The organism is Pseudomonas brenneri (assembly GCF_007858285.1).
GTDB classification, from domain to species: Bacteria; Pseudomonadota; Gammaproteobacteria; order Pseudomonadales; family Pseudomonadaceae; genus Aquipseudomonas; species Aquipseudomonas brenneri.
On record NZ_VFIL01000016.1, the window covers coordinates 1 to 21,557 of the forward strand.

Here is a 21,557-nt window from a genome sequence, read left to right on the forward strand (position 1 = left end):
CATGTGAGAGTAGGTCATCGTCAAGATTAAATTCCGAAACCCCAATTGCGAAAGCAGTTGGGGTTTTGTTTTGGGCGCTCGGAAAGGGGCTGCTACAAGCTTCAAGTTTCCAGCTGCAAGATTCCAATATCACCGGTCAGCTTGCTTTCTATGCAATGGCCCTACGCATGGCTATCATGCGTGCCTCATTGTGAGGCGAGACCTGCATGCTGACGTTGTTAAAACTTCTGAAAGATGGCCGATTCCATTCGGGTGAAGCGCTAGGCGCAGCCCTGGGCGTCAGTCGTAGTGCTGTGTGGAAGCAGCTCCAGCATCTGGAGGTTGAGCTGGATCTGACCATTCATAAAGTCAGGGGTAGAGGCTATCAATTGGCGTCCCCGCTGGTTCTGCTGAGTGCTGACGAGATCGCCTTGCAGTCGCCGCTGTGCGCAGGTTCGGTTTTTATATCCGATACCATCGACTCCACTAATGCCGAGGCTCTACGTCTTATCGATGCGGGGCAAGCGGCACCCTTCCTGGTTCTCTCTGAGCAGCAGACTGCTGGCAGGGGGCGTCGAGGGCGTCAGTGGGTCAGTCCATTTGCACAGAATGTTTACTACAGCCTTGTGCTGCGTATCGATGGTGGTTTGCGACAGCTTGAAGGCCTGAGCCTCGTCGTGGGGTTGGCAGTAATGCAAACCCTGCGCGATCTTGGTGTCCAGGGGGCAGGTTTGAAATGGCCTAATGACGTTCTTGTTGGGTCGAAGAAGATTTCGGGCATTCTTCTTGAATTGGTAGGGGATCCCGCTGATGTTTGTCACGTGGTGCTCGGTATTGGTATCAACGCAAACATGCGGGGCGCTGCGGAAGTTGATCAGCAGTGGACATCGATACAGCTAGAAACGGGGCGCGTGGTAGATCGAAATCATCTGGTCGCTCATCTGGGCCAGGCGTTGCAAGTTTATCTGGAGCGTCATAGGGACTTCGGTTTTGCGGTCATCCGAGAGGAGTGGGAGCGCAATCATCTATGGCAGGGTAGGGCGGTGTCGTTGATCGCCGGTGTCAACCAGATAGATGGTGTTGTGCTGGGTATCGACGGTCAAGGCGCGCTACGTCTTGAAGTGAATGGTGTTGAGAAAATCTACAGTGGCGGTGAGTTAAGCCTGAGGTTGCGTGATGATTCTTGAGCTCGACTGTGGGAATAGCTTCATCAAATGGCGTGTCCTTGAGGCAAGCCAGGCGGCCGTTTTTGCTGAAGGTGTTGTTGATTCGGATGTGGCGTTGCTGGGTGGTCTTCACTCACTGGCTGGTCTTTCACTGCAGCACTGCAGATTGGTCAGTGTGCGCGCTCAGGAAGAGACCAATCGCCTGGTAGGCGTGTTGGTTGCAGCCTTTGGTGTCTCTATAAGCTGTGCTGCGCCAGCGCGTGAGATGGCGGGTGTGCGCAATGGGTATGAAGAGTACGCCCGTTTGGGGCTGGATCGTTGGCTGGCGATGCTTGGAGGTTTCCAGCTAGCCTCTGGAGCATGCCTGGTACTTGATTTCGGTACGGCGGCCACTGCTGATTTCATCACGGCAGATGGCGAGCATCTTGGGGGGTTTATCTGCCCTGGTATGCCGCTGATGAGAAATCAGCTGCGCACCCACACCCGAAAAATACGCTATGACGATGTTGCCGCTGAGCGTGCATTGGAAAGCCTTGTACCTGGACGTACCACTGCCCAGGCCGTTGAGCGGGGTTGTACGCTCATGCTGCGTGGATTCGCGCAGTCGCAACTGGAGCTGGCCCGCAGTTACTGGGGGGGCGACTTTTCGGTTTTCCTTACGGGTGGTGATGCTGAGTTGGTCGCTGACGCCTTGCCAGGCGCTCGCTTCGTTCCGGACCTGGTATTTGTCGGCTTGGCGATGGCATGCCCTTTGTCTTGAGGTTTTTATGCGTTGGTTGTTTCTGTTGTTGCTGGTCCTCAATGTCTTTTATTACGTCTGGCACCAGCAAGAGGCGCCCTTGCGTGCAAAGGATGTAACGCCCTTGGCGCTATATCGGGGCTCTCAGCAGGATATTCAGTTGTTGAGCGAGTCGGCTGACGCTGTGGCGCGTCGCGATCGGCCCAAGGCTCCAGAGGCGCCTGCAGGTTGCTTGTATATCGGTGGGTTCGCAGGCCAGGAGCAAGCCCAGTTCCTTGAGCAGCGTCTGATCAGCCTGGATATCAAGGCTCGAATCCAGTCGTTGGTCTCGGCGGGCGCGCCTTCTTTCTGGTTGCGTGTAGCACCTGAAAGTCGCCGCCTGGCTGACGATCTGCCGTTTGAAAGCCTTGCTAATGAATTCAATGAGTTAAAACATAAAATAATGCCGTGCGAAGGCATTGCAACTGTCGAATAGTTTGCATAGAATGGCGCCCGCTCCACAGTGATGACCCTTTTGGGAAGTTGGTGTGAAGCGATCGTCACGCAGCTAACCTCATATTTTTAATGAGAAAATGCTTGACAGAAGGTCGGCGTAATGTAAAATGCCGGCTCGCTTAGGAGGGGTTCCCGAGCGGCCAAAGGGATCAGACTGTAAATCTGACGTCTACGACTTCGAAGGTTCGAATCCTTCCCCCTCCACCATTTTTAGCGTGAGCTGCAAGCTCCGCGGGTATAGTTTAGTGGTAGAACCTCAGCCTTCCAAGCTGATGATGCGGGTTCGATTCCCGCTACCCGCTCCAAGTTTGCAGGTTGTGCAAGATGTTTCGCTCTTGTAGCTCAGTTGGTAGAGCACACCCTTGGTAAGGGTGAGGTCAGCGGTTCAAATCCGCTCAAGAGCTCCATATAACAAGGCAGATATGAAAATATCTGCCTTTGTTTTAACAGCTGTCTCGGCTTGATTCTGTTTTACCTGGTGTTATCAGGTTGTTTCAAGTCTCTTGGGGTTGGTTGTTGTAAAGTCTTTTTCAGGCCTGCATAATGGTCGGCCTGATTTTGTTTTAGGTCAGTAGCTCAATTGGCAGAGCGACGGTCTCCAAAACCGTAGGTTGGGGGTTCGATTCCCTCCTGACCTGCCAGATTCACGTGGTGTATCTGGCTTTCTTTTCACAGGATCTTCATAGATGACTCCTAAGGCTGAAGCTCAAAGCTCTCGTTTCGATCTGGTTAAGTGGCTCGCTGTCGTCGCTTTGGTGGTCGTAGGCGTTGTTGGCAATCAGTATTATTCTGCTTCGCCGGTCCTGTACCGCGTACTCGTATTGCTTGCTCTTGCTGCTGTGGCTGTGTTTATCGGTCTGCAGACTGTAAAGGGTAAGTCTTTCGCCGTACTGGTTAAGGAAGCTCGCACCGAAATACGTAAAGTCGTTTGGCCAACTCGCCAAGAAACCACGCAGACCACGCTAATTGTTGTGGCTGTTGTTCTGGTTATGGCGTTGCTGTTGTGGGGTCTTGATTCCCTGCTCGGCTGGCTTGTTTCCTTGATTGTTGGCTAAGGGTGTCCCGTGGCTAAGCGTTGGTACGTTGTGCATGCTTACTCGGGTTACGAGAAGCATGTCATGCGCTCTTTGCTAGAGCGCGTAAAGCTGGCAGGCATGGAAGATGGCTTCGGCGAAATTCTGGTTCCCACTGAAGAAGTGGTAGAGATGCGCAATGGCCAGAAGCGCAAAAGCGAACGCAAGTTCTTCCCTGGCTACGTGCTGGTACAGATGGACATGAATGAGGGTACTTGGCACTTGGTCAAGGACACTCCTCGCGTGATGGGCTTTATCGGCGGTACCGCTGACAAGCCTGCGCCGATCACCGACAAAGAGGCAGAAGCGATTCTGCGTCGTGTTGCTGACGGTAGCGACAAGCCGAAGCCGAAGACATTGTTCGAGCCGGGCGAAGTTGTTCGTGTCACTGATGGTCCGTTTGCTGATTTTAACGGCACTGTCGAAGAAGTTAACTACGAAAAGAGCCGGATCCAAGTGGCAGTGCTCATTTTCGGTCGCTCTACTCCGGTAGAGTTGGAGTTCAGCCAGGTCGAGAAGGTCTAGCTGACAAAGCATCCCAACCCCGCAGCCTTAGGCTGTGGGGTTTTGTCGTCACTGGGATAAACGCGCAAGTAACCGGGGAGCCTTTCGAGGCGCTTGAACCCGTAATTGGAGTGCCTCATGGCCAAGAAGATTACCGCTTACATCAAGCTGCAAGTGAAGGCCGCTCAGGCCAACCCTAGCCCACCCGTCGGTCCAGCTCTGGGTCAGCACGGCGTGAACATCATGGAATTCTGCAAGGCCTTCAACGCCCGTACTCAGGGTATTGAGCCAGGTCTGCCGACTCCAGTGATCATCACTGTATACAGCGACCGTAGCTTCACTTTCGAAACCAAGTCGACCCCGGCTTCGGTTTTGTTGAAGAAAGCTGCTGGTCTGACTAGCGGTTCCGCTCGTCCGAACACCGTTAAGGTTGGCACTGTAACTCGTGCTCAGCTGGAAGAAATCGCGAAAACCAAAAACGCGGATCTGACTGCAGCTGATATGGATGCAGCCGTGCGTACCATCGCTGGTTCTGCTCGTAGCATGGGCCTTAACGTGGAGGGTGTGTAATGGCTAAGCTGACCAAGCGCCAAAAGGCTATCGCCGGCAAAATCGAAGCGGGCAAGTCCTACAACTTTGTAGACGCTGCTGCCCTGCTGACCGAGCTGTCGACTGTCAAGTTCAGCGAGTCCGTTGACGTTGCTGTAAACCTGGGTGTTGACCCACGTAAATCCGACCAGGTCGTTCGTAGCGCTACTGTGCTGCCACACGGTACTGGCAAGACTGTACGTGTTGCTGTCTTCACCCAAGGCCCGGCAGCTGAAGCTGCTCTGGCCGCTGGCGCCGATCGCGTTGGCATGGACGACCTGGCTGCCGAAATGAAAGGCGGCGACCTGAACTATGACGTCGTTATTGCCTCCCCGGATGCAATGCGCGTTGTAGGTCAGTTGGGTCAGATCCTGGGCCCACGTGGCCTGATGCCTAACCCGAAAGTCGGTACCGTAACGCCAGACGTAGCCACCGCGGTTAAAAACGCCAAGGCTGGTCAGGTTCGTTATCGCACCGACAAAAACGGCATCATTCACACCTCCGTTGGCAAGGTCGGCTTCGACGCCGTCAAGCTGAAGGAAAACGTTGAAGCCCTGATCGCTGATCTGAAGCGTATCAAGCCAGCTTCCTCGAAAGGTATCTACGTCAAGCGCGTTACCCTGAGCACCACTATGGGCCCAGGTCTGGTCATCGACCAAGGCTCGCTGGACGTATAAGACACACATTGGCGTGAGTGATCGCGCCAATTGAAAGATTGGGGTCCCTGCCTGGCGGGGGCTATCCAAGACCGTAGGCGACGCAAGTCTTAAACCATCAAGCCTACGCAGATGGTGCTCCCGGTTCCTTACCGAATCAGACACCAAAACGACATCCGGCCTAGGCCAGATGAAACGGTAACAAGCAGGAGTTAAACCCGTGGCAATTAATCTCGAAGACAAGAAGGCCATCGTCGCTGAAGTCAACGAGGCTGCCAAAGCTGCTCTGTCCGCTGTCGTGGCTGATGCCCGTGGTGTGACAGTAAGCGCTATGACCGGACTCCGTAAAGAGGCTCGTGAAGCTGGCGTATACGTACGTGTTGTACGTAACACCCTGCTCAAGCGCGCTGTTGCTGACACTGAATACAGTGTCCTCAACGACGTGTTCACCGGCCCGACCCTGATTGCGTTCTCCAAAGATCACCCGGGCGCTGCTGCTCGTTTGTTCAAGGAATTCGCCAAGGGTCAGGATAAGTTCGAGATCAAGGCAGCTGCGTTCGAGGGCAAGTTCCTCGCAGCTAACCAAATCGACGTACTGGCAACACTGCCGACCCGTAACGAAGCTATTTCTCAGCTGATGAGCGTGATTCAAGGCGCTACCAGCAAGTTGGCTCGTACTCTGGCCGCAGTTCGCGAGCAAAAAGAAGCTGCCGCAGCCTAAGGCTGAGCGACCTCTCTCGCGTTTTTTTGTTTATTTCGATGGCCGCGTAGGCCGTCCCCCAATTCAGGAAATACAGCAATGTCTATCTCCCAAGACGATATCCTCAACGCCGTAGCTGAAATGTCGGTTCTGCAGGTTGTTGAGCTGATCAAAGCTTTCGAAGAAAAATTCGGCGTTTCCGCTGCCGCTGCTTCCGCTGGCCCAGCTGTTGCTGCTGTTGCTGCTGAAGAGCAAACCGAATTCAACGTCATGCTGCTGGAAGCTGGCGAGAAGAAAGTAAACGTGATCAAGGCAGTACGTGAACTGACCGGTCTGGGCCTGAAAGAAGCCAAGGCTGTAGTTGACGGCGCTCCTGCCCAGGTTCTGGAAGCTGTGTCGAAAGACGCCGCTGACAAAGCCAAAGCTACTCTGGAAGAAGCAGGCGCTAAAGTCGAGCTGAAGTAAGCATCGACCTTGCGTCTCCAGCCCAAGCGTTAAGCTGAAGGCTGATGGCTGGTGGCTCTTGCCACCGGCCTTTTTCCGTTCTTGGCTGTCGACTCGGTCGCCGCCACTAACGCGCTGTAGCCACCCGATGCGGTGGTGCAAACCATGGGGTTTGCAAGATTTTCTGGCTGCTCCCGTCGGGAGGGCCAAACAAGCAGGTGACCAAGCTGGGGAACGCTGATGGCTTACTCATATACTGAGAAAAAACGTATCCGCAAGGACTTTAGCAAGTTGCCGGACGTCATGGATGTCCCGTACCTTCTGGCTATCCAGCTGGATTCGTATCGTGAATTCTTGCAGGCGGGAGCGACCAAAGATCAGTTCCGCGACGTGGGCCTGCATGCGGCCTTCAAATCCGTTTTCCCGATCATCAGCTACTCCGGCAATGCTGCGCTGGAGTACGTCGGTTATCGCCTGGGCGAACCGGCATTTGATGTCAAAGAATGCGTGTTGCGCGGTGTTACGTACGCCGTACCTTTGCGGGTAAAAGTCCGTCTGATCATTTTCGACAAAGAATCGTCGAACAAAGCGATCAAGGACATCAAAGAGCAAGAAGTCTACATGGGCGAAATCCCATTGATGACTGAGAACGGTACCTTCGTTATCAACGGTACCGAGCGTGTAATTGTTTCCCAGCTGCACCGTTCCCCGGGCGTGTTCTTCGATCACGACCGCGGCAAGACGCACAGCTCCGGCAAGCTCCTGTACTCCGCGCGGATCATTCCGTACCGTGGTTCGTGGTTGGACTTCGAGTTCGACCCGAAAGACTGCGTGTTCGTGCGTATCGACCGTCGTCGCAAGCTGCCGGCCTCGGTACTGCTGCGCGCGCTCGGCTATACCACTGAGCAAGTGCTGGACGCCTTCTACACCACCAACGTATTCAGCCTGAAGGATGAAACCCTCAGCCTGGAGCTGATTGCTTCGCGTCTGCGTGGTGAAATTGCGGTCCTGGACATTCAGGACGAGAAGGGCAAGGTCATTGTTGAAGCTGGCCGTCGTATTACTGCGCGCCACATCAACCAGATCGAAAAAGCCGGTATCAAGTCGCTGGACGTGCCTCTGGACTACGTCCTGGGTCGCACCACCGCCAAGGTCATCGTTCACCCGGCTACAGGCGAAATCCTGGCTGAGTGCAACACCGAGCTGAACACCGAGATCCTGGCAAAAATCGCCAAGGCCCAGGTTGTTCGCATCGAGACCCTGTACACCAACGACATCGACTGCGGTCCGTTCGTCTCCGACACCCTGAAGATCGACTCCACCAGCAACCAATTGGAAGCGCTGGTCGAGATCTATCGCATGATGCGTCCTGGCGAGCCACCAACCAAAGACGCTGCCGAAACCCTGTTCAACAACCTGTTCTTCAGCCCAGAGCGCTATGACCTGTCTGCTGTAGGCCGGATGAAGTTCAACCGTCGTATCGGTCGTACCGAGATCGAAGGTTCGGGCGTGTTGTGCAAGGAAGACATCGTTGCGGTCCTGAAGACTCTGGTCGACATCCGTAACGGCAAAGGCATCGTCGATGACATCGACCACCTGGGTAACCGTCGTGTTCGCTGCGTAGGCGAAATGGCTGAGAACCAGTTCCGCGTTGGCCTGGTACGTGTTGAGCGTGCGGTCAAAGAGCGTCTGTCGATGGCTGAAAGCGAAGGCCTGATGCCGCAAGACCTGATCAACGCCAAGCCAGTGGCTGCGGCGGTGAAAGAGTTCTTCGGTTCCAGTCAGCTCTCGCAGTTCATGGACCAGAACAACCCGCTCTCCGAGATCACCCACAAGCGCCGTGTTTCTGCACTGGGCCCGGGCGGTCTGACGCGTGAGCGTGCTGGCTTTGAAGTTCGTGACGTACACCCGACGCACTACGGTCGTGTATGCCCGATCGAAACGCCGGAAGGTCCGAACATCGGCCTGATCAACTCCCTGGCGGCCTATGCGCGCACCAACCAGTACGGCTTCCTGGAAAGCCCGTACCGTGTGGTGAAAGACGCGTTGGTCACCGACGAGATCGTCTTCCTGTCCGCCATCGAAGAAGCTGATCACGTGATCGCTCAGGCTTCGGCCACGATGAACGACAAGAAAGTCCTGATCGATGAGCTGGTAGCTGTTCGTCACCTGAACGAGTTCACCGTCAAGGCGCCGGAAGACGTCACCTTGATGGACGTGTCGCCCAAGCAGGTAGTTTCGGTCGCAGCGTCGCTGATCCCGTTCCTGGAGCACGATGACGCCAACCGTGCGTTGATGGGTTCCAACATGCAGCGTCAGGCTGTACCCACCCTGCGTGCCGACAAGCCGCTGGTAGGTACCGGCATGGAGCGTAACGTAGCTCGTGACTCCGGCGTTTGCGTCGTGGCTCGTCGTGGCGGCGTGATCGACTCTGTTGATGCCAGCCGTATCGTGGTTCGTGTTGCTGATGACGAAGTTGAAACTGGCGAAGCCGGTGTCGACATCTACAACCTGACCAAGTACACCCGCTCCAACCAGAACACCTGCATCAACCAGCGTCCGCTGGTGCGTAAGGGTGATCGGGTTCAGCGCAGCGATATCATGGCAGACGGTCCGTCCACCGATATGGGTGAGCTGGCACTGGGCCAGAACATGCGCATCGCGTTCATGGCCTGGAACGGTTACAACTTCGAAGACTCCATCTGCCTGTCCGAGCGTGTAGTTCAGGAAGATCGCTTCACCACGATCCACATTCAGGAACTGACCTGTGTGGCACGTGACACCAAGCTTGGGCCTGAAGAGATCACTGCGGACATCCCGAACGTGGGTGAAGCTGCACTGAACAAACTGGACGAAGCCGGTATCGTTTACGTAGGTGCTGAAGTTGGCGCTGGCGACATTCTGGTAGGTAAGGTTACTCCGAAAGGCGAGACCCAACTGACGCCAGAAGAGAAGCTGTTGCGTGCCATCTTCGGTGAAAAAGCCAGCGACGTTAAAGACACCTCCCTGCGTGTACCTACCGGTACCAAGGGTACTGTCATCGACGTACAGGTCTTCACCCGTGACGGCGTTGAGCGTGATGCTCGTGCACTGTCCATCGAGAAGACCCAGCTCGACGAGATCCGCAAGGACCTGAACGAAGAGTTCCGTATCGTTGAAGGCGCGACCTTCGAACGTCTGCGTTCCGCCCTGGTAGGCCACAAGGCCGAAGGCGGCGCCGGCCTGAAGAAAGGTCAGGACATCACCGACGAAATCCTCGACGGTCTTGAGCACGGCCAGTGGTTCAAACTGCGCATGGCTGAAGATGCTCTGAACGAGCAGCTTGAGAAGGCCCAGGCCTACATCGTTGATCGCCGCCGTCTGCTGGACGACAAGTTCGAAGACAAGAAGCGCAAACTGCAGCAGGGCGATGACCTGGCTCCAGGCGTGCTGAAAATCGTCAAGGTTTACCTGGCAATCCGTCGTCGCATCCAGCCGGGCGACAAGATGGCCGGTCGTCACGGTAACAAAGGTGTGGTCTCCGTGATCATGCCGGTTGAAGACATGCCGCACGATGCCAATGGCACCCCGGTCGACGTCGTCCTCAACCCGTTGGGCGTACCTTCGCGTATGAACGTTGGTCAGATCCTTGAAACCCACCTGGGCCTCGCGGCCAAAGGCCTGGGCGAGAAGATCAACCGTATGATCGAAGAGCAGCGCAAGGTCGCTGACCTGCGTAAGTTCCTGCACGAGATCTACAACGAGATCGGCGGTCGCAACGAAGAGCTGGACACCTTTACCGACCAGGAAATCCTGGATCTGGCGAAGAACCTGCGCGGCGGCGTTCCAATGGCTACCCCAGTGTTCGACGGTGCCAAGGAAAGCGAAATCAAGGCCATGCTGAAACTGGCAGACTTGCCAGAAAGCGGCCAGATGCAGCTGTTCGACGGCCGTACCGGCAACAAGTTCGAGCGCCCGGTTACTGTTGGCTACATGTACATGCTGAAGCTGAACCACTTGGTAGACGACAAGATGCACGCTCGTTCTACCGGTTCGTACAGCCTGGTTACCCAGCAGCCGCTGGGTGGTAAGGCTCAGTTCGGTGGTCAGCGTTTCGGGGAGATGGAGGTCTGGGCACTGGAAGCATACGGTGCTGCATACACTCTGCAAGAAATGCTCACAGTGAAGTCGGACGATGTGAACGGTCGTACCAAGATGTACAAAAACATCGTGGACGGCGATCACCGTATGGAGCCGGGCATGCCCGAGTCCTTCAACGTGTTGATCAAAGAAATTCGTTCCCTCGGCATCGATATCGATCTGGAAACCGAATAACACGTGACGCGAATCGAGAGCGGGGCTATTTAGCCCGCTCTCTGCTCCGCCAGGAGGAAAGGCCTTGAAAGACCTACTGAATTTGCTGAAAAACCAGGGTCAAGTCGAAGAGTTCGACGCCATCCGTATTGGACTGGCATCGCCTGAGATGATCCGTTCGTGGTCGTTCGGTGAAGTTAAAAAGCCGGAAACCATCAACTACCGTACGTTCAAACCTGAGCGTGACGGCCTGTTCTGCGCCAAGATCTTTGGCCCGGTAAAGGATTACGAGTGCCTGTGCGGTAAGTACAAGCGCTTGAAGCACCGTGGTGTGATCTGCGAGAAGTGCGGCGTTGAAGTTGCACTGGCCAAGGTTCGTCGTGAGCGCATGGCGCACATCGAGCTGGCTTCGCCGGTTGCCCATATCTGGTTCCTGAAGTCGCTGCCGTCCCGTATCGGCTTGCTGATGGACATGACCCTGCGTGATATCGAACGCGTTCTCTACTTCGAGAGCTATGTCGTTATCGATCCAGGCATGACCACCCTTGAAAAGGGTCAGCTGCTGAACGACGAGCAGTACTTCGAAGCGCTGGAAGAGTTCGGCGACGATTTCGATGCCCGCATGGGTGCCGAAGCTGTCCGCGAACTGCTGCACGCTATCGACCTGGAGCACGAGATTGGCCGTCTGCGCGAAGAAATTCCGCAAACCAATTCCGAAACCAAGATCAAGAAGCTGTCCAAGCGTCTGAAGTTGATGGAAGCCTTCCAGGGTTCCGGCAACCTCCCAGAGTGGATGGTGCTGACCGTTCTGCCGGTTCTGCCGCCAGACCTGCGTCCGCTGGTACCGTTGGACGGTGGTCGTTTCGCGACGTCCGACCTCAACGACCTGTACCGCCGCGTGATCAACCGTAACAACCGCTTGAAGCGCCTGCTTGATCTGTCCGCTCCGGACATCATCGTGCGCAACGAAAAGCGTATGTTGCAGGAAGCTGTCGACGCCTTGCTCGACAACGGTCGTCGTGGCCGCGCTATCACCGGTTCCAACAAGCGTCCTCTGAAATCCCTGGCTGACATGATCAAGGGTAAGCAGGGTCGTTTCCGTCAGAACTTGCTCGGTAAGCGTGTTGACTACTCCGGTCGTTCGGTAATTACCGTAGGCCCGACCCTGCGTCTGCACCAGTGCGGTCTGCCTAAGAAGATGGCGCTGGAGCTGTTCAAGCCGTTCATCTTCGGCAAGCTGGAAATGCGCGGTCTCGCGACCACCATCAAAGCGGCCAAGAAAATGGTCGAGCGCGAACTGCCAGAGGTTTGGGACGTTCTCGCTGAAGTGATCCGCGAACACCCGGTTCTCCTCAACCGTGCACCGACCCTTCACCGTCTGGGTATCCAGGCATTTGAACCGGTACTGATCGAAGGTAAGGCTATCCAGCTGCACCCTCTGGTCTGTGCTGCGTACAACGCCGACTTCGACGGCGACCAAATGGCCGTGCACGTACCGCTGACACTGGAAGCCCAGTTGGAAGCGCGTGCGTTGATGATGTCGACCAACAACATTCTGTCGCCAGCCAACGGTGAGCCAATCATCGTTCCGTCGCAGGACGTTGTATTGGGTCTGTACTACATGACCCGTGAAGCGATCAACGCCAAGGGCGAAGGTCGTGTATTCGCTGACCTGCAAGAAGTTGACCGTGTGTTCCGTGCCGGCGAAGCCGCACTGCACGCCAAGGTCAAGGTGCGGATCCACGAAACCGTCAACGACCGTGACGGCGGCAGCGTGAGCAACGTTCGTATCGTCGACACCACTGTCGGCCGTGCGCTGTTGTACCAGGTTGTGCCAAAAGGCCTGTCGTACGACGTCGTCAACCTGCCGATGAAGAAAAAGGCGATCTCCAAGCTGATCAACCAGTGCTACCGCGTGGTTGGTCTGAAAGAGACCGTGATCTTCGCTGACCAGTTGATGTACACCGGTTTTGCTTACTCGACCATTTCCGGCGTTTCCATCGGTGTTAACGACTTCGTTATCCCGGATGAAAAAGCCCGCATCATCAGTGCCGCCACTGACGAAGTGAAAGAGATCGAGAGCCAGTACGCCTCCGGCCTGGTAACCCAGGGCGAGAAGTACAACAAAGTGATCGACCTTTGGTCCAAGGCCAACGACGAAGTGTCCAAGGCGATGATGGCCAACCTCTCGAAAGAGAAAGTCATCGACCGCCATGGTGTCGAAGTCGATCAAGAGTCTTTCAACTCGATGTACATGATGGCCGACTCGGGCGCACGGGGTTCTGCTGCGCAGATCCGTCAGCTCGCCGGTATGCGTGGCCTGATGGCCAAGCCGGACGGTTCCATCATCGAAACGCCGATTACTGCGAACTTCCGTGAAGGTTTGAGCGTACTTCAGTACTTCATCTCCACGCACGGTGCTCGTAAAGGTCTGGCGGATACCGCGTTGAAAACCGCTAACTCCGGTTACCTGACTCGTCGTCTGGTAGACGTTGCACAAGATCTGGTTGTAACCGAGATCGATTGCGGCACCGAGCATGGCCTGCTGATGACTCCGCACATTGAAGGCGGTGACGTTGTAGAGCCGCTGGGTGAGCGCGTATTGGGTCGTGTTATTGCCCGTGACGTATTCAAGCCAGGTACCGAGGAAGTTATCGTTCCTGCCGGCACCCTGGTAGATGAGAAGTGGGTCGAGTTCATCGAACTCAACAGCATCGACGAAGTGATTGTTCGCTCGCCGATCAGCTGCGAAACCCGCTACGGCATCTGCGCCAAGTGCTACGGTCGTGACTTGGCTCGTGGTCACCAGGTGAACATCGGTGAAGCGGTTGGCGTTATCGCTGCCCAGTCCATCGGTGAGCCGGGTACCCAGCTGACCATGCGTACGTTCCACATCGGTGGTGCGGCAAGCCGGACCTCCGCGGCTGACAGCGTTCAGGTGAAGAATGGCGGTACTGTCCGTCTGCACAACCTGAAACACGTTGAGCGAGTGGATGGCCACCTGGTTGCTGTGTCCCGTTCCGGTGAGCTGGCAATCGCTGATGACTTCGGTCGTGAGCGTGAGCGTTACAAGCTGCCGTACGGTGCTGTGATTTCGGTTAAAGAAGGTGACAAGGTCGACGCTGGCGCAATCGTGGCCAAGTGGGATCCGCACACTCACCCAATCGTTACCGAAATGAAAGGTACCGTGACCTACGTGGGCATGGAAGAAGGCATCACGATCAAGCGTCAGACTGACGAATTGACCGGTATGACCAACATTGAAGTACTCGACGCCAAAGATCGTCCAGCTGCCGGTAAAGACATCCGTCCTGCCGTGAAGATGGTCGATGACAACGGCAAGGATCTGTTGCTGCCAGGCACTGACGTTATCGCTCAGTACTTCCTGCCAGCCAACGCCCTGGTCGGTGTGGCGGATGGTGCGAAGATCGCGATCGGTGATGTTATCGCGCGTATCCCGCAAGAAACTTCGAAGACCCGCGACATCACCGGTGGTCTGCCGCGTGTTGCCGACTTGTTCGAAGCTCGTCGTCCGAAAGAAGCGTCGATTCTGGCTGAAGTCAGCGGCACCATCGCGTTCGGTAAAGAAACCAAGGGCAAGCGCCGTCTGGTCATTACCCCGAACGACGGTACCGATCCGTACGAAGAGCTGATTCCGAAGTGGCGTCACCTGAACGTCTTCGAAGGCGAACAGGTAAACCGCGGCGAAGTTATCTCTGACGGCCCGAGCGATCCACACGACATCCTGCGTCTGCTGGGTGTGAGTGCGCTGGCCAAGTACATCGTTAACGAGATCCAGGACGTTTACCGTCTGCAGGGCGTGAAGATCAACGATAAGCACATCGAGACCATCCTGCGTCAGATGCTGCGTAAAGTTGAAATCGCTGAATCCGGCGATTCGAGTTTCATCAAGGGCGACCAGATGGAACTGACTCACGTACTGGTAGAGAACGAGCGTCTGGGCGCGGAAGACAAGTTTGTCTCCAAGTTCACTCGTGTTCTGCTGGGTATCACCAAGGCGTCGTTGTCCACCGAATCGTTCATCTCGGCGGCTTCCTTCCAGGAAACCACTCGCGTACTGACCGAAGCGGCGGTAACCGGCAAGCGCGATTACCTGCGCGGCCTGAAAGAAAACGTGGTTGTGGGTCGTCTGATCCCAGCCGGTACCGGCTTGGCCTACCACAGCGAGCGCAAGCGTCGCCGTGAACTCGACAAGCCGCTGCGCGTAAGCGCCAGTGAAGTGGAAGCTGCACTGACCGAAGCGCTGAACTCTAGCGGTAACTGAGTTCTGCGATAAATAAGACCGGGCCCTGGCAGCCCCGTTCGTCGGAACAAGACAGTTTTGTCGGGTTTCGATGGAGGGGGAGGTCGGGGCCTTGCCTTGACTGGGGGCAAGATCCTCTTTAGACTCTTGTACCCCTAAATTTGGCGGGAATTCGTTCCTGCCATTTTGCTTTTCTTGCAAGACAATAGCGTCGCAAGACAACAGTGGAGCTAGTAGATGGCAACTATCAACCAGCTGGTACGTCAGCCGCGTAAGCGTATCGTCGAGAAATCCGACGTGCCTGCGCTGCAGAACTGCCCGCAACGTCGTGGCGTATGCACCCGTGTGTATACCACCACGCCGAAAAAACCTAACTCGGCACTGCGTAAAGTATGCCGTGTGCGCCTGACCAACGGTTTCGAGGTTTCCTCGTACATCGGCGGTGAAGGCCACAACCTGCAAGAGCACAGCGTGGTACTGATCCGCGGCGGTCGTGTAAAAGACTTGCCAGGTGTTCGTTACCACACCGTACGCGGCTCCTTGGATACTTCCGGCGTTAAAGGTCGTAACCAGGGTCGTTCGAAGTACGGTACCAAGAAGCCTAAGTAGTAGCGGCTTTTTGTAAACTGAATCATCTTATTTTCTGAGTCGATAAGAGTAAGGTCGGAGGCGTCCCGCAAGGGCACCGATTCCGAACGAACCTGAAGACCGTTTGAGGGCTTATCCATGCCAAGAAGACGCGTAGCAGCCAAGCGCGAAGTGCTTGACGATCCAAAATACGGAAGCCAAATCCTGGCCAAGTTCATGAACCACGTGATGGAAAGCGGCAAGAAAGCCGTTGCCGAGCGTATCGTTTATGGCGCGCTGGAAAAGGTTAAAGAACGCAAGAACAGCGACCCCCTGGAAATCTTCGAGAAAGCTCTCGACGCCATCGCTCCGCTGGTCGAAGTGAAGTCGCGCCGTGTAGGCGGTGCTACTTACCAGGTTCCGGTCGAAGTTCGCCCGTCCCGTCGTAACGCCCTGGCAATGCGCTGGTTGGTAGACTTCGCCCGTAAGCGCGGCGAGAAGTCTATGGCTCTGCGTTTGGCCGGCGAGCTGTTGGACGCTGCTGAAGGTAAAGGTGCTGCTGTTAAGAAGCGTGAAGACGTGCACCGTATGGCTGAAGCTAACAAAGCTTTCTCGCACTACCGCTTCTAATCTTAGCTTCACTAATTTTGCGAGGGCTTTATGGCTCGTACTACTCCGATTAGCCGCTACCGTAACATCGGTATCGTTGCTCACGTGGATGCTGGTAAAACCACCACCACCGAGCGCGTACTGTTTTACACCGGCAAAAGTCACAAGATGGGCGAGGTGCATGATGGCGCCGCGACCACAGACTGGATGGTTCAGGAGCAGGAGCGTGGTATTACCATTACTTCTGCTGCTATTACCGCCTTCTGGAAGGGTTCCGAGAAGCAGTACAAAGATGAGCACCGCTTCAACGTAATCGATACCCCGGGCCACGTAGACTTCACCATTGAAGTTGAACGTTCCCTGCGCGTACTCGACGGCGCTGTCGTTGTGTTCTGCGGTACCTCGGGTGTTGAGCCTCAGTCGGAAACCGTATGGCGTCAAGCCAACAAGTACGGCGTTCCACGTCTTGTTTACGTAAACAAGATGGACCGTGCTGGTGCCAACTTCCTGCGCGTGATCGGTCAGATCAAGCAGCGTTTGGGTCATACCCCGGTTCCAATCCAATTGGCCATCGGTTCTGAAGACAATTTCCAGGGGCAGATCGATCTGCTGACCATGGAAGCTGTTTACTGGAACGATGCTGACAAAGGTATGGTTCCTGTTCGCAAGCCAATCCCTGCTGATATGCAGGAACTGGCTGACGAATGGCGCAACAACATGGTTGAAGCTGCGGCCGAAGCCAACGAAGAGCTGATGAACAAGTACCTCGAAGGTGAAGAGCTCACCAACGTGGAAATCAAGGCCGCTCTGCGTCAGCGTACTATCGCTGGTGAGATCGTCTTGGCTGTTTGCGGTTCCTCGTTCAAGAACAAGGGCGTTCCCCTGGTTCTCGATGCTGTGATCGACTACCTGCCAGCGCCAGTTGATATTCCTGCCATCAAGGGTACTGACCCGGATGACGAGACTATCGAGCTGGAGCGTCATGCAGACGACGCAGAACCGTTCTCCGCTTTGGCATTTAAAATTGCCACTGACCCATTCGTGGGTACCTTGACCTTCGTCCGTGTTTACTCGGGCGTGTTGAACTCCGGCGACGGCGTGATCAACTCGGTTAAAGGTAAAAAAGAGCGCGTGGGTCGTATGGTGCAAATGCACGCAAACGCCCGTGAAGAAATCAAGGAAGTACGCGCTGGTGACATCGCGGCCTTGATCGGCATGAAGGACGTCACCACTGGTGAAACCTTGTGCAACGCTGACAAGCCAATCATCCTGGTTCGCATGGACTTCCCGGAGCCGGTTATCTCGGTTGCCGTAGAGCCTAAGACCAAGGATGACCAGGAAAAAATGGGTATCGCTCTGGGCAAGCTTGCTCAGGAAGATCCATCTTTCCGTGTCAAGACTGATGAAGAGACTGGTCAAACGATCATCTCCGGCATGGGCGAGCTGCACCTGGACATCCTGGTTGACCGGATGCGCCGTGAGTTCAACGTCGAAGCCAACATCGGTAAGCCTCAGGTTTCCTATCGTGAGCGCATCACGAAGAATTGTGAAATCGAAGGCAAGTTCGTTCGTCAGTCCGGCGGTCGTGGTCAGTTCGGTCACTGCTGGATCCGTTTTGCTCCTGCTGACGAAGGTCAGGAAGGTCTGCAATTCGTGAACGAAGTAGTAGGTGGTGTGGTTCCTAAGGAATACATCCCTGCTATCCAGAAGGGCATCGAAGAGCAGATGAAGAACGGTGTTGTTGCCGGCTATCCGCTGATCGGCCTGAAAGCAACCGTTTTTGACGGTTCTTACCACGACGTCGACTCCAACGAGATGGCGTTTAAGGTGGCTGCTTCCATGGCAACCAAGCAACTGGCCCAGAAGGGCGGTGGTGAGTTGCTTGAGCCAATCATGGCGGTAGAAGTTGTTACACCTGAAGACTATATGGGTGATGTCATGGGCGACCTTAACCGTCGTCGCGGCATGATCTTGGGTATGGAAGACACGGTTTCCGGCAAAGTGATTCGCGCCGAGGTTCCGTTGGGTGAGATGTTCGGTTATGCGACCGACGTTCGCTCCATGTCCCAGGGTCGCGCAAGCTACTCTATGGAATTCAAAAAATACAACACAGCTCCGGCGCATATCGCTGAAACTGTATCCAAAAAACAAGGCTGATTCAGTCCTTTAGGCAAGGAGTTAATTGTCGTGGCTAAAGAAAAATTTGATCGTTCCCTACCGCACGTCAACGTTGGCACCATCGGTCACGTTGACCACGGTAAAACCACTCTGACTGCTGCTCTGACTCGCGTTTGCTCCGAAGTATTCGGTTCCGCAATCGTTGATTTCGATAAAATCGACAGCGCGCCAGAAGAAAAAGCTCGTGGTATCACCATCAACACCGCTCACGTTGAATACAACTCGCTGATCCGTCACTACGCTCACGTTGACTGCCCAGGTCACGCTGACTATGTGAAGAACATGATCACCGGTGCTGCTCAAATGGACGGCGCTATCCTGGTTTGTTCGGCCGCTGATGGTCCGATGCCACAAACCCGTGAGCACATCCTGCTGTCCCGTCAGGTTGGCGTTCCGTACATCGTGGTTTACCTGAACAAGGCTGACCTGGTAGACGACGCTGAGCTGCTGGAACTGGTTGAGATGGAAGTGCGCGATCTGCTGAGCACTTACGACTTCCCAGGTGACGACACTCCGATCATCATCGGTTCTGCTCGTATGGCTCTGGAAGGCAAAGACGATAACGAAATGGGCACCACGTCCGTTCGTAAACTGGTTGAGACTCTGGACAGCTACATCCCAGATCCAGTTCGTGTTATCGACAAGCCGTTCCTGATGCCAATCGAAGACGTATTCTCGATCTCCGGTCGCGGTACTGTTGTAACTGGTCGTATCGAGCGCGGTATCGTCAAGGTTCAAGATCCACTGGAAATCGTTGGTCTGCGTGACACTACCGTCACCACCTGCACCGGTGTTGAAATGTTCCGTAAGCTGCTCGACGAAGGTCGTGCTGGCGAGAACTGCGGCGTTCTGCTGCGTGGTACCAAGCGTGACGACGTTGAGCGTGGCCAGGTTCTGGTTAAGCCGGGTTCGGTTAAGCCGCACACCAAGTTCGAAGCTGAAGTGTACGTGCTGAGCAAAGAAGAAGGCGGTCGTCACACTCCGTTCTTCAAAGGCTACCGTCCACAGTTCTACTTCCGTACTACCGACGTAACTGGTAACTGCGAACTGCCGGAAGGCGTAGAAATGGTAATGCCAGGCGACAACATCAAAATGGTTGTCACCCTGATCAAGACCATCGCTATGGAAGACGGTCTGCGCTTCGCAATCCGTGAAGGCGGCCGTACCGTTGGTGCTGGTGTTGTAGCTAAAATCATCGAGTAATTATCTCTTCTGAGATAGCTCGGTTTTTTGAGAAGGCCTCCGCTTAGCGGAGGCCTTTTTTATTGGGTTGACACCTATCTGGGGCGTCTATAGAATTGCGCCTCCTTTTAACGGGCGTATTGCGCTCGCTGGGAATAGCAGCCGGAGTCTGAAATCCAATGCAAAATCAGCAAATCCGTATCAGGTTGAAGGCTTTTGACCATCGCCTGATCGACCAATCCACCCAGGAAATCGTGGAAACCGCGAAACGTACTGGGGCACAAGTGCGTGGTCCTATTCCACTGCCTACCCGCAAAGAGCGGTTCACCGTTCTGGTCTCCCCGCACGTCAACAAAGACGCGCGCGACCAGTACGAGATCCGTACTCATAAGCGCGTTCTGGACATCGTCCAGCCAACGGATAAAACCGTTGATGCACTTATGAAGCTTGATCTGGCGGCCGGTGTGGAAGTACAGATCAGCCTCGGCTAAGACTCGGGTCTTAGTCGTGTAACGCTCTGAAATGGGCGGCCATAGCGGGTGAAAGCCCCGTACACTCATGAGGTTTACAACATGACTATTGGTGTAGTCGGTCGTAAATGCGGTATGACCCGTATTTTCACCGAAGAAGGTGTCTCCATTCCGGTCACGGTCATTGAGATCGAACCGAATCGCGTCACCCAGTTCAAAACTGAAGAGACCGATGGCTATCGTGCAGTGCAAGTCACTGTCGGCGAGCGTCGTGCTTCGCGTGTGACTGCTGCTCAAGCAGGTCACTTCGCTAAAGCAAACGTTGCAGCTGGTCGTACTGTCATGGAGTTCCGTCTTGAAGATGGCGACTACCAGGCTGGCGATCTGATCAACGCTGAAATCTTCGCCGCTGGTCAACTGGTTGATGTAACCGGTCAGTCCAAGGGTAAAGGCTTCCAGGGTACGATCAAGCGTTGGAATTTCCGTGGCCAAGACAACACTCACGGTAACTCCGTTTCCCACCGCGTCCCGGGCTCTATTGGCCAGTGCCAGACTCCTGGTCGTGTATTCAAGGGCAAAAAAATGTCCGGTCATATGGGCGCTGAGCGCGTGACCGTGCAGTCCCTCGAAGTAGTGCGCGTCGACGCTGAACGCAATCTGTTGTTGGTCAAGGGTGCTGTTCCTGGCGCTACTGGCGGCAACCTGGTTGTACGTCCAGCGGCCAAGGCTCGCGGTTAAGGGGAAGCTGACATGCAATTAAATGTAAATGACGCTCAAGCGATCGAAGTTTCCGAACTGACATTTGGCGGCGAATTCAACGAGACGCTCGTTCACCAAGCAGTCGTGGCCTACATGGCCGGCGGCCGTCAAGGTAGCAAGCAGCAAAAGACCCGTTCCGACGTTCGTGGTGGCGGTAAGCGCCCTTGGCGTCAGAAAGGTACTGGCCGTGCTCGTGCCGGTACTATCCGTAGCCCAATCTGGCGTGGCGGCGGTACCACTTTCGCAGCTCGTCCACAGGATCACTCTCAGAAGCTCAACAAGAAGATGTACCGCGCAGCACTGCGCTCCATCCTTGCTGAACTCGTGCGTACTGATCGTCTGGTCGTGGTTCAAGACTTCGCTGTTGAAGGTCCGAAAACCAAAGATCTGCTGGGCAAGCTGAACAACATGAATCTGACCGACGTTCTGATCGTGTCCGAAGCTGTTGATCAGAACCTGTACCTGGCTGCTCGCAACCTGCCACACGTTGATGTACGTGACGTGCAAGGTTCCGATCCAGTTAGTCTGATCGCATACGACAAGGTGTTGATCACCGTGTCGGCCGTGAAGAAATTCGAGGAGCTGCTGGGATGAACCAGGAACGCGTATTTAAAGTTCTGCTTGGCCCGCACGTTTCCGAAAAGGCTACGGTTCTGGCTGACAAGAAAGGCCAGTTCGTTTTCAAGGTTGCAACTGACGCAACCAAGCTGGAAATCAAGAAGGCCGTCGAAAGCCTGTTCAGCGTGAAAGTAGAGCGTGTTACTACCCTGAATGTTCTGGGTAAGAGCAAGCGCACTGCTCGCGGTCTGGGCAAGCGTAATGACTGGAAGAAGGCAGTTATCTCCCTTCAGCCAGGCCAAGATCTCGATTTCAGCAGCAGTGCTGAGTAAG

General features: G+C 55.1%; 20 protein-coding genes and 4 tRNA genes. All 24 read left to right on the top strand.

The window, feature by feature from the left end; translation table 11 throughout:
- Positions 1-194, top strand: a 194-nt coding sequence (locus FJD34_RS28165; protein WP_211365105.1) for a hypothetical protein, incomplete at its 5' end; no start/stop codon positions are given.
- A gap of 12 nt (positions 195-206) precedes the next feature.
- On the top strand, positions 207-1,166 hold the full coding sequence (gene birA, locus FJD34_RS25655; protein ID WP_065942767.1) for a bifunctional biotin--[acetyl-CoA-carboxylase] ligase/biotin operon repressor BirA: 960 nt from the start codon (positions 207-209) through the stop codon (positions 1,164-1,166).
- Positions 1,156-1,905 carry a pantothenate kinase gene (locus tag FJD34_RS25660; RefSeq protein WP_032861603.1) on the top strand — a complete coding sequence of 250 codons (750 nt, stop codon included), beginning with the start codon at positions 1,156-1,158 and terminating at the stop codon, positions 1,903-1,905. The genes birA and FJD34_RS25660 overlap by 11 nt, the downstream gene beginning before the upstream one ends.
- A 7-nt stretch (positions 1,906-1,912) precedes the next feature.
- The gene (locus tag FJD34_RS25665; RefSeq protein ID WP_032861606.1) at positions 1,913-2,359 is read left to right on the top strand and encodes a hypothetical protein; all 447 of its coding nucleotides are present in this window, start codon (positions 1,913-1,915) and stop codon (positions 2,357-2,359) included.
- 142 nt (positions 2,360-2,501) lie between these two features.
- A tRNA-Tyr gene (locus tag FJD34_RS25670) sits at positions 2,502-2,586 on the top strand.
- 24 nt (positions 2,587-2,610) lie between these two features.
- Positions 2,611-2,684 (top strand) — tRNA-Gly (locus FJD34_RS25675).
- A 26-nt stretch (positions 2,685-2,710) separates the two neighbouring features.
- A tRNA-Thr gene (locus FJD34_RS25680) sits at positions 2,711-2,786 on the top strand.
- A 158-nt stretch (positions 2,787-2,944) separates the two neighbouring features.
- Positions 2,945-3,020, top strand: a tRNA-Trp gene (locus tag FJD34_RS25685).
- Positions 3,021-3,065: 45 nt separating this feature from the next.
- On the top strand, positions 3,066-3,434 hold the full coding sequence (gene secE / locus FJD34_RS25690; RefSeq protein WP_090292187.1) for a preprotein translocase subunit SecE: 369 nt from the start codon (positions 3,066-3,068) through the stop codon (positions 3,432-3,434).
- A 9-nt stretch (positions 3,435-3,443) separates the two neighbouring features.
- Complete coding sequence (gene nusG, locus FJD34_RS25695) at positions 3,444-3,977, top strand: transcription termination/antitermination protein NusG (RefSeq protein WP_003176436.1); 534 nt, start codon at positions 3,444-3,446, stop codon at positions 3,975-3,977.
- Positions 3,978-4,094: 117 nt separating this feature from the next.
- Positions 4,095-4,526: a 50S ribosomal protein L11 gene (gene rplK / locus FJD34_RS25700; RefSeq protein ID WP_003210097.1), complete on the top strand. Its 432-nt coding sequence runs from the start codon at positions 4,095-4,097 to the stop codon at positions 4,524-4,526.
- Positions 4,526-5,221: a 50S ribosomal protein L1 gene (rplA, locus tag FJD34_RS25705; RefSeq protein ID WP_003176434.1), complete on the top strand. Its 696-nt coding sequence runs from the start codon at positions 4,526-4,528 to the stop codon at positions 5,219-5,221. Before rplK ends, rplA begins: the two co-directional genes overlap by 1 nt.
- Positions 5,222-5,420: 199 nt before the next feature.
- Positions 5,421-5,921 (top strand): 50S ribosomal protein L10, encoded by a 501-nt coding sequence (rplJ, locus tag FJD34_RS25710; protein WP_032861608.1) that lies wholly within the window; start codon positions 5,421-5,423, stop codon positions 5,919-5,921.
- 78 nt (positions 5,922-5,999) lie between these two features.
- Positions 6,000-6,365, top strand: a complete 366-nt coding sequence (gene rplL, locus FJD34_RS25715; protein WP_003176432.1) for a 50S ribosomal protein L7/L12 — start codon at positions 6,000-6,002, stop codon at positions 6,363-6,365.
- A gap of 219 nt (positions 6,366-6,584) precedes the next feature.
- Positions 6,585-10,658, top strand: coding sequence for a DNA-directed RNA polymerase subunit beta (gene rpoB, locus FJD34_RS25720; protein ID WP_090292184.1), 4,074 nt, complete (start codon positions 6,585-6,587; stop codon positions 10,656-10,658).
- A 64-nt stretch (positions 10,659-10,722) separates the two neighbouring features.
- A complete protein-coding gene (gene rpoC, locus FJD34_RS25725; RefSeq protein ID WP_032861612.1) occupies positions 10,723-14,922 on the top strand; it encodes a DNA-directed RNA polymerase subunit beta' in 4,200 nt (1,399 codons plus the stop codon).
- Between the two features lie 216 nt (positions 14,923-15,138).
- On the top strand, positions 15,139-15,510 hold the full coding sequence (gene rpsL / locus FJD34_RS25730) for a 30S ribosomal protein S12 (protein WP_002555494.1): 372 nt from the start codon (positions 15,139-15,141) through the stop codon (positions 15,508-15,510).
- A gap of 117 nt (positions 15,511-15,627) precedes the next feature.
- Entirely contained in the window at positions 15,628-16,098 is a 471-nt protein-coding gene (gene rpsG, locus FJD34_RS25735) for a 30S ribosomal protein S7 (RefSeq protein WP_002555493.1), read from the top strand.
- Positions 16,099-16,128: 30 nt separating this feature from the next.
- The gene (fusA, locus tag FJD34_RS25740; protein WP_003232412.1) at positions 16,129-18,234 is read left to right on the top strand and encodes an elongation factor G; all 2,106 of its coding nucleotides are present in this window, start codon (positions 16,129-16,131) and stop codon (positions 18,232-18,234) included.
- A 30-nt stretch (positions 18,235-18,264) separates the two neighbouring features.
- Positions 18,265-19,458 (top strand): elongation factor Tu, encoded by a 1,194-nt coding sequence (gene tuf, locus FJD34_RS25745; protein WP_003176426.1) that lies wholly within the window; start codon positions 18,265-18,267, stop codon positions 19,456-19,458.
- Positions 19,459-19,616: 158 nt separating this feature from the next.
- Positions 19,617-19,928, top strand: coding sequence for a 30S ribosomal protein S10 (rpsJ, locus tag FJD34_RS25750; protein WP_003186070.1), 312 nt, complete (start codon positions 19,617-19,619; stop codon positions 19,926-19,928).
- A gap of 81 nt (positions 19,929-20,009) precedes the next feature.
- Positions 20,010-20,645: a 50S ribosomal protein L3 gene (rplC, locus tag FJD34_RS25755; RefSeq protein WP_003194649.1), complete on the top strand. Its 636-nt coding sequence runs from the start codon at positions 20,010-20,012 to the stop codon at positions 20,643-20,645.
- A gap of 12 nt (positions 20,646-20,657) precedes the next feature.
- The gene (gene rplD, locus FJD34_RS25760) at positions 20,658-21,260 is read left to right on the top strand and encodes a 50S ribosomal protein L4 (protein ID WP_029299292.1); all 603 of its coding nucleotides are present in this window, start codon (positions 20,658-20,660) and stop codon (positions 21,258-21,260) included.
- Positions 21,257-21,556: a 50S ribosomal protein L23 gene (gene rplW, locus FJD34_RS25765; protein WP_002555488.1), complete on the top strand. Its 300-nt coding sequence runs from the start codon at positions 21,257-21,259 to the stop codon at positions 21,554-21,556. The genes rplD and rplW overlap by 4 nt, the downstream gene beginning before the upstream one ends.
- Position 21,557: the final 1 nt, after the last annotated feature.

Coding starts and splice junctions, on each gene's coding strand:
- rplA (WP_003176434.1), top strand. CDS start 4,526: ATGGCTAAGCTGACCAAGCGCCAAAAGGCTATCGCCGGCAAAATCGAA.
- secE (WP_090292187.1), top strand. CDS start 3,066: ATGACTCCTAAGGCTGAAGCTCAAAGCTCTCGTTTCGATCTGGTTAAG.
- rpoB (WP_090292184.1), top strand. CDS start 6,585: ATGGCTTACTCATATACTGAGAAAAAACGTATCCGCAAGGACTTTAGC.
- rplD (WP_029299292.1), top strand. CDS start 20,658: ATGCAATTAAATGTAAATGACGCTCAAGCGATCGAAGTTTCCGAACTG.
- rplW (WP_002555488.1), top strand. CDS start 21,257: ATGAACCAGGAACGCGTATTTAAAGTTCTGCTTGGCCCGCACGTTTCC.
- rpsJ (WP_003186070.1), top strand. CDS start 19,617: ATGCAAAATCAGCAAATCCGTATCAGGTTGAAGGCTTTTGACCATCGC.
- rplC (WP_003194649.1), top strand. CDS start 20,010: ATGACTATTGGTGTAGTCGGTCGTAAATGCGGTATGACCCGTATTTTC.
- rpsL (WP_002555494.1), top strand. CDS start 15,139: ATGGCAACTATCAACCAGCTGGTACGTCAGCCGCGTAAGCGTATCGTC.
- rplL (WP_003176432.1), top strand. CDS start 6,000: ATGTCTATCTCCCAAGACGATATCCTCAACGCCGTAGCTGAAATGTCG.
- birA (WP_065942767.1), top strand. CDS start 207: ATGCTGACGTTGTTAAAACTTCTGAAAGATGGCCGATTCCATTCGGGT.
- rplK (WP_003210097.1), top strand. CDS start 4,095: ATGGCCAAGAAGATTACCGCTTACATCAAGCTGCAAGTGAAGGCCGCT.
- FJD34_RS25665 (WP_032861606.1), top strand. CDS start 1,913: ATGCGTTGGTTGTTTCTGTTGTTGCTGGTCCTCAATGTCTTTTATTAC.
- FJD34_RS25660 (WP_032861603.1), top strand. CDS start 1,156: ATGATTCTTGAGCTCGACTGTGGGAATAGCTTCATCAAATGGCGTGTC.
- fusA (WP_003232412.1), top strand. CDS start 16,129: ATGGCTCGTACTACTCCGATTAGCCGCTACCGTAACATCGGTATCGTT.
- rpsG (WP_002555493.1), top strand. CDS start 15,628: ATGCCAAGAAGACGCGTAGCAGCCAAGCGCGAAGTGCTTGACGATCCA.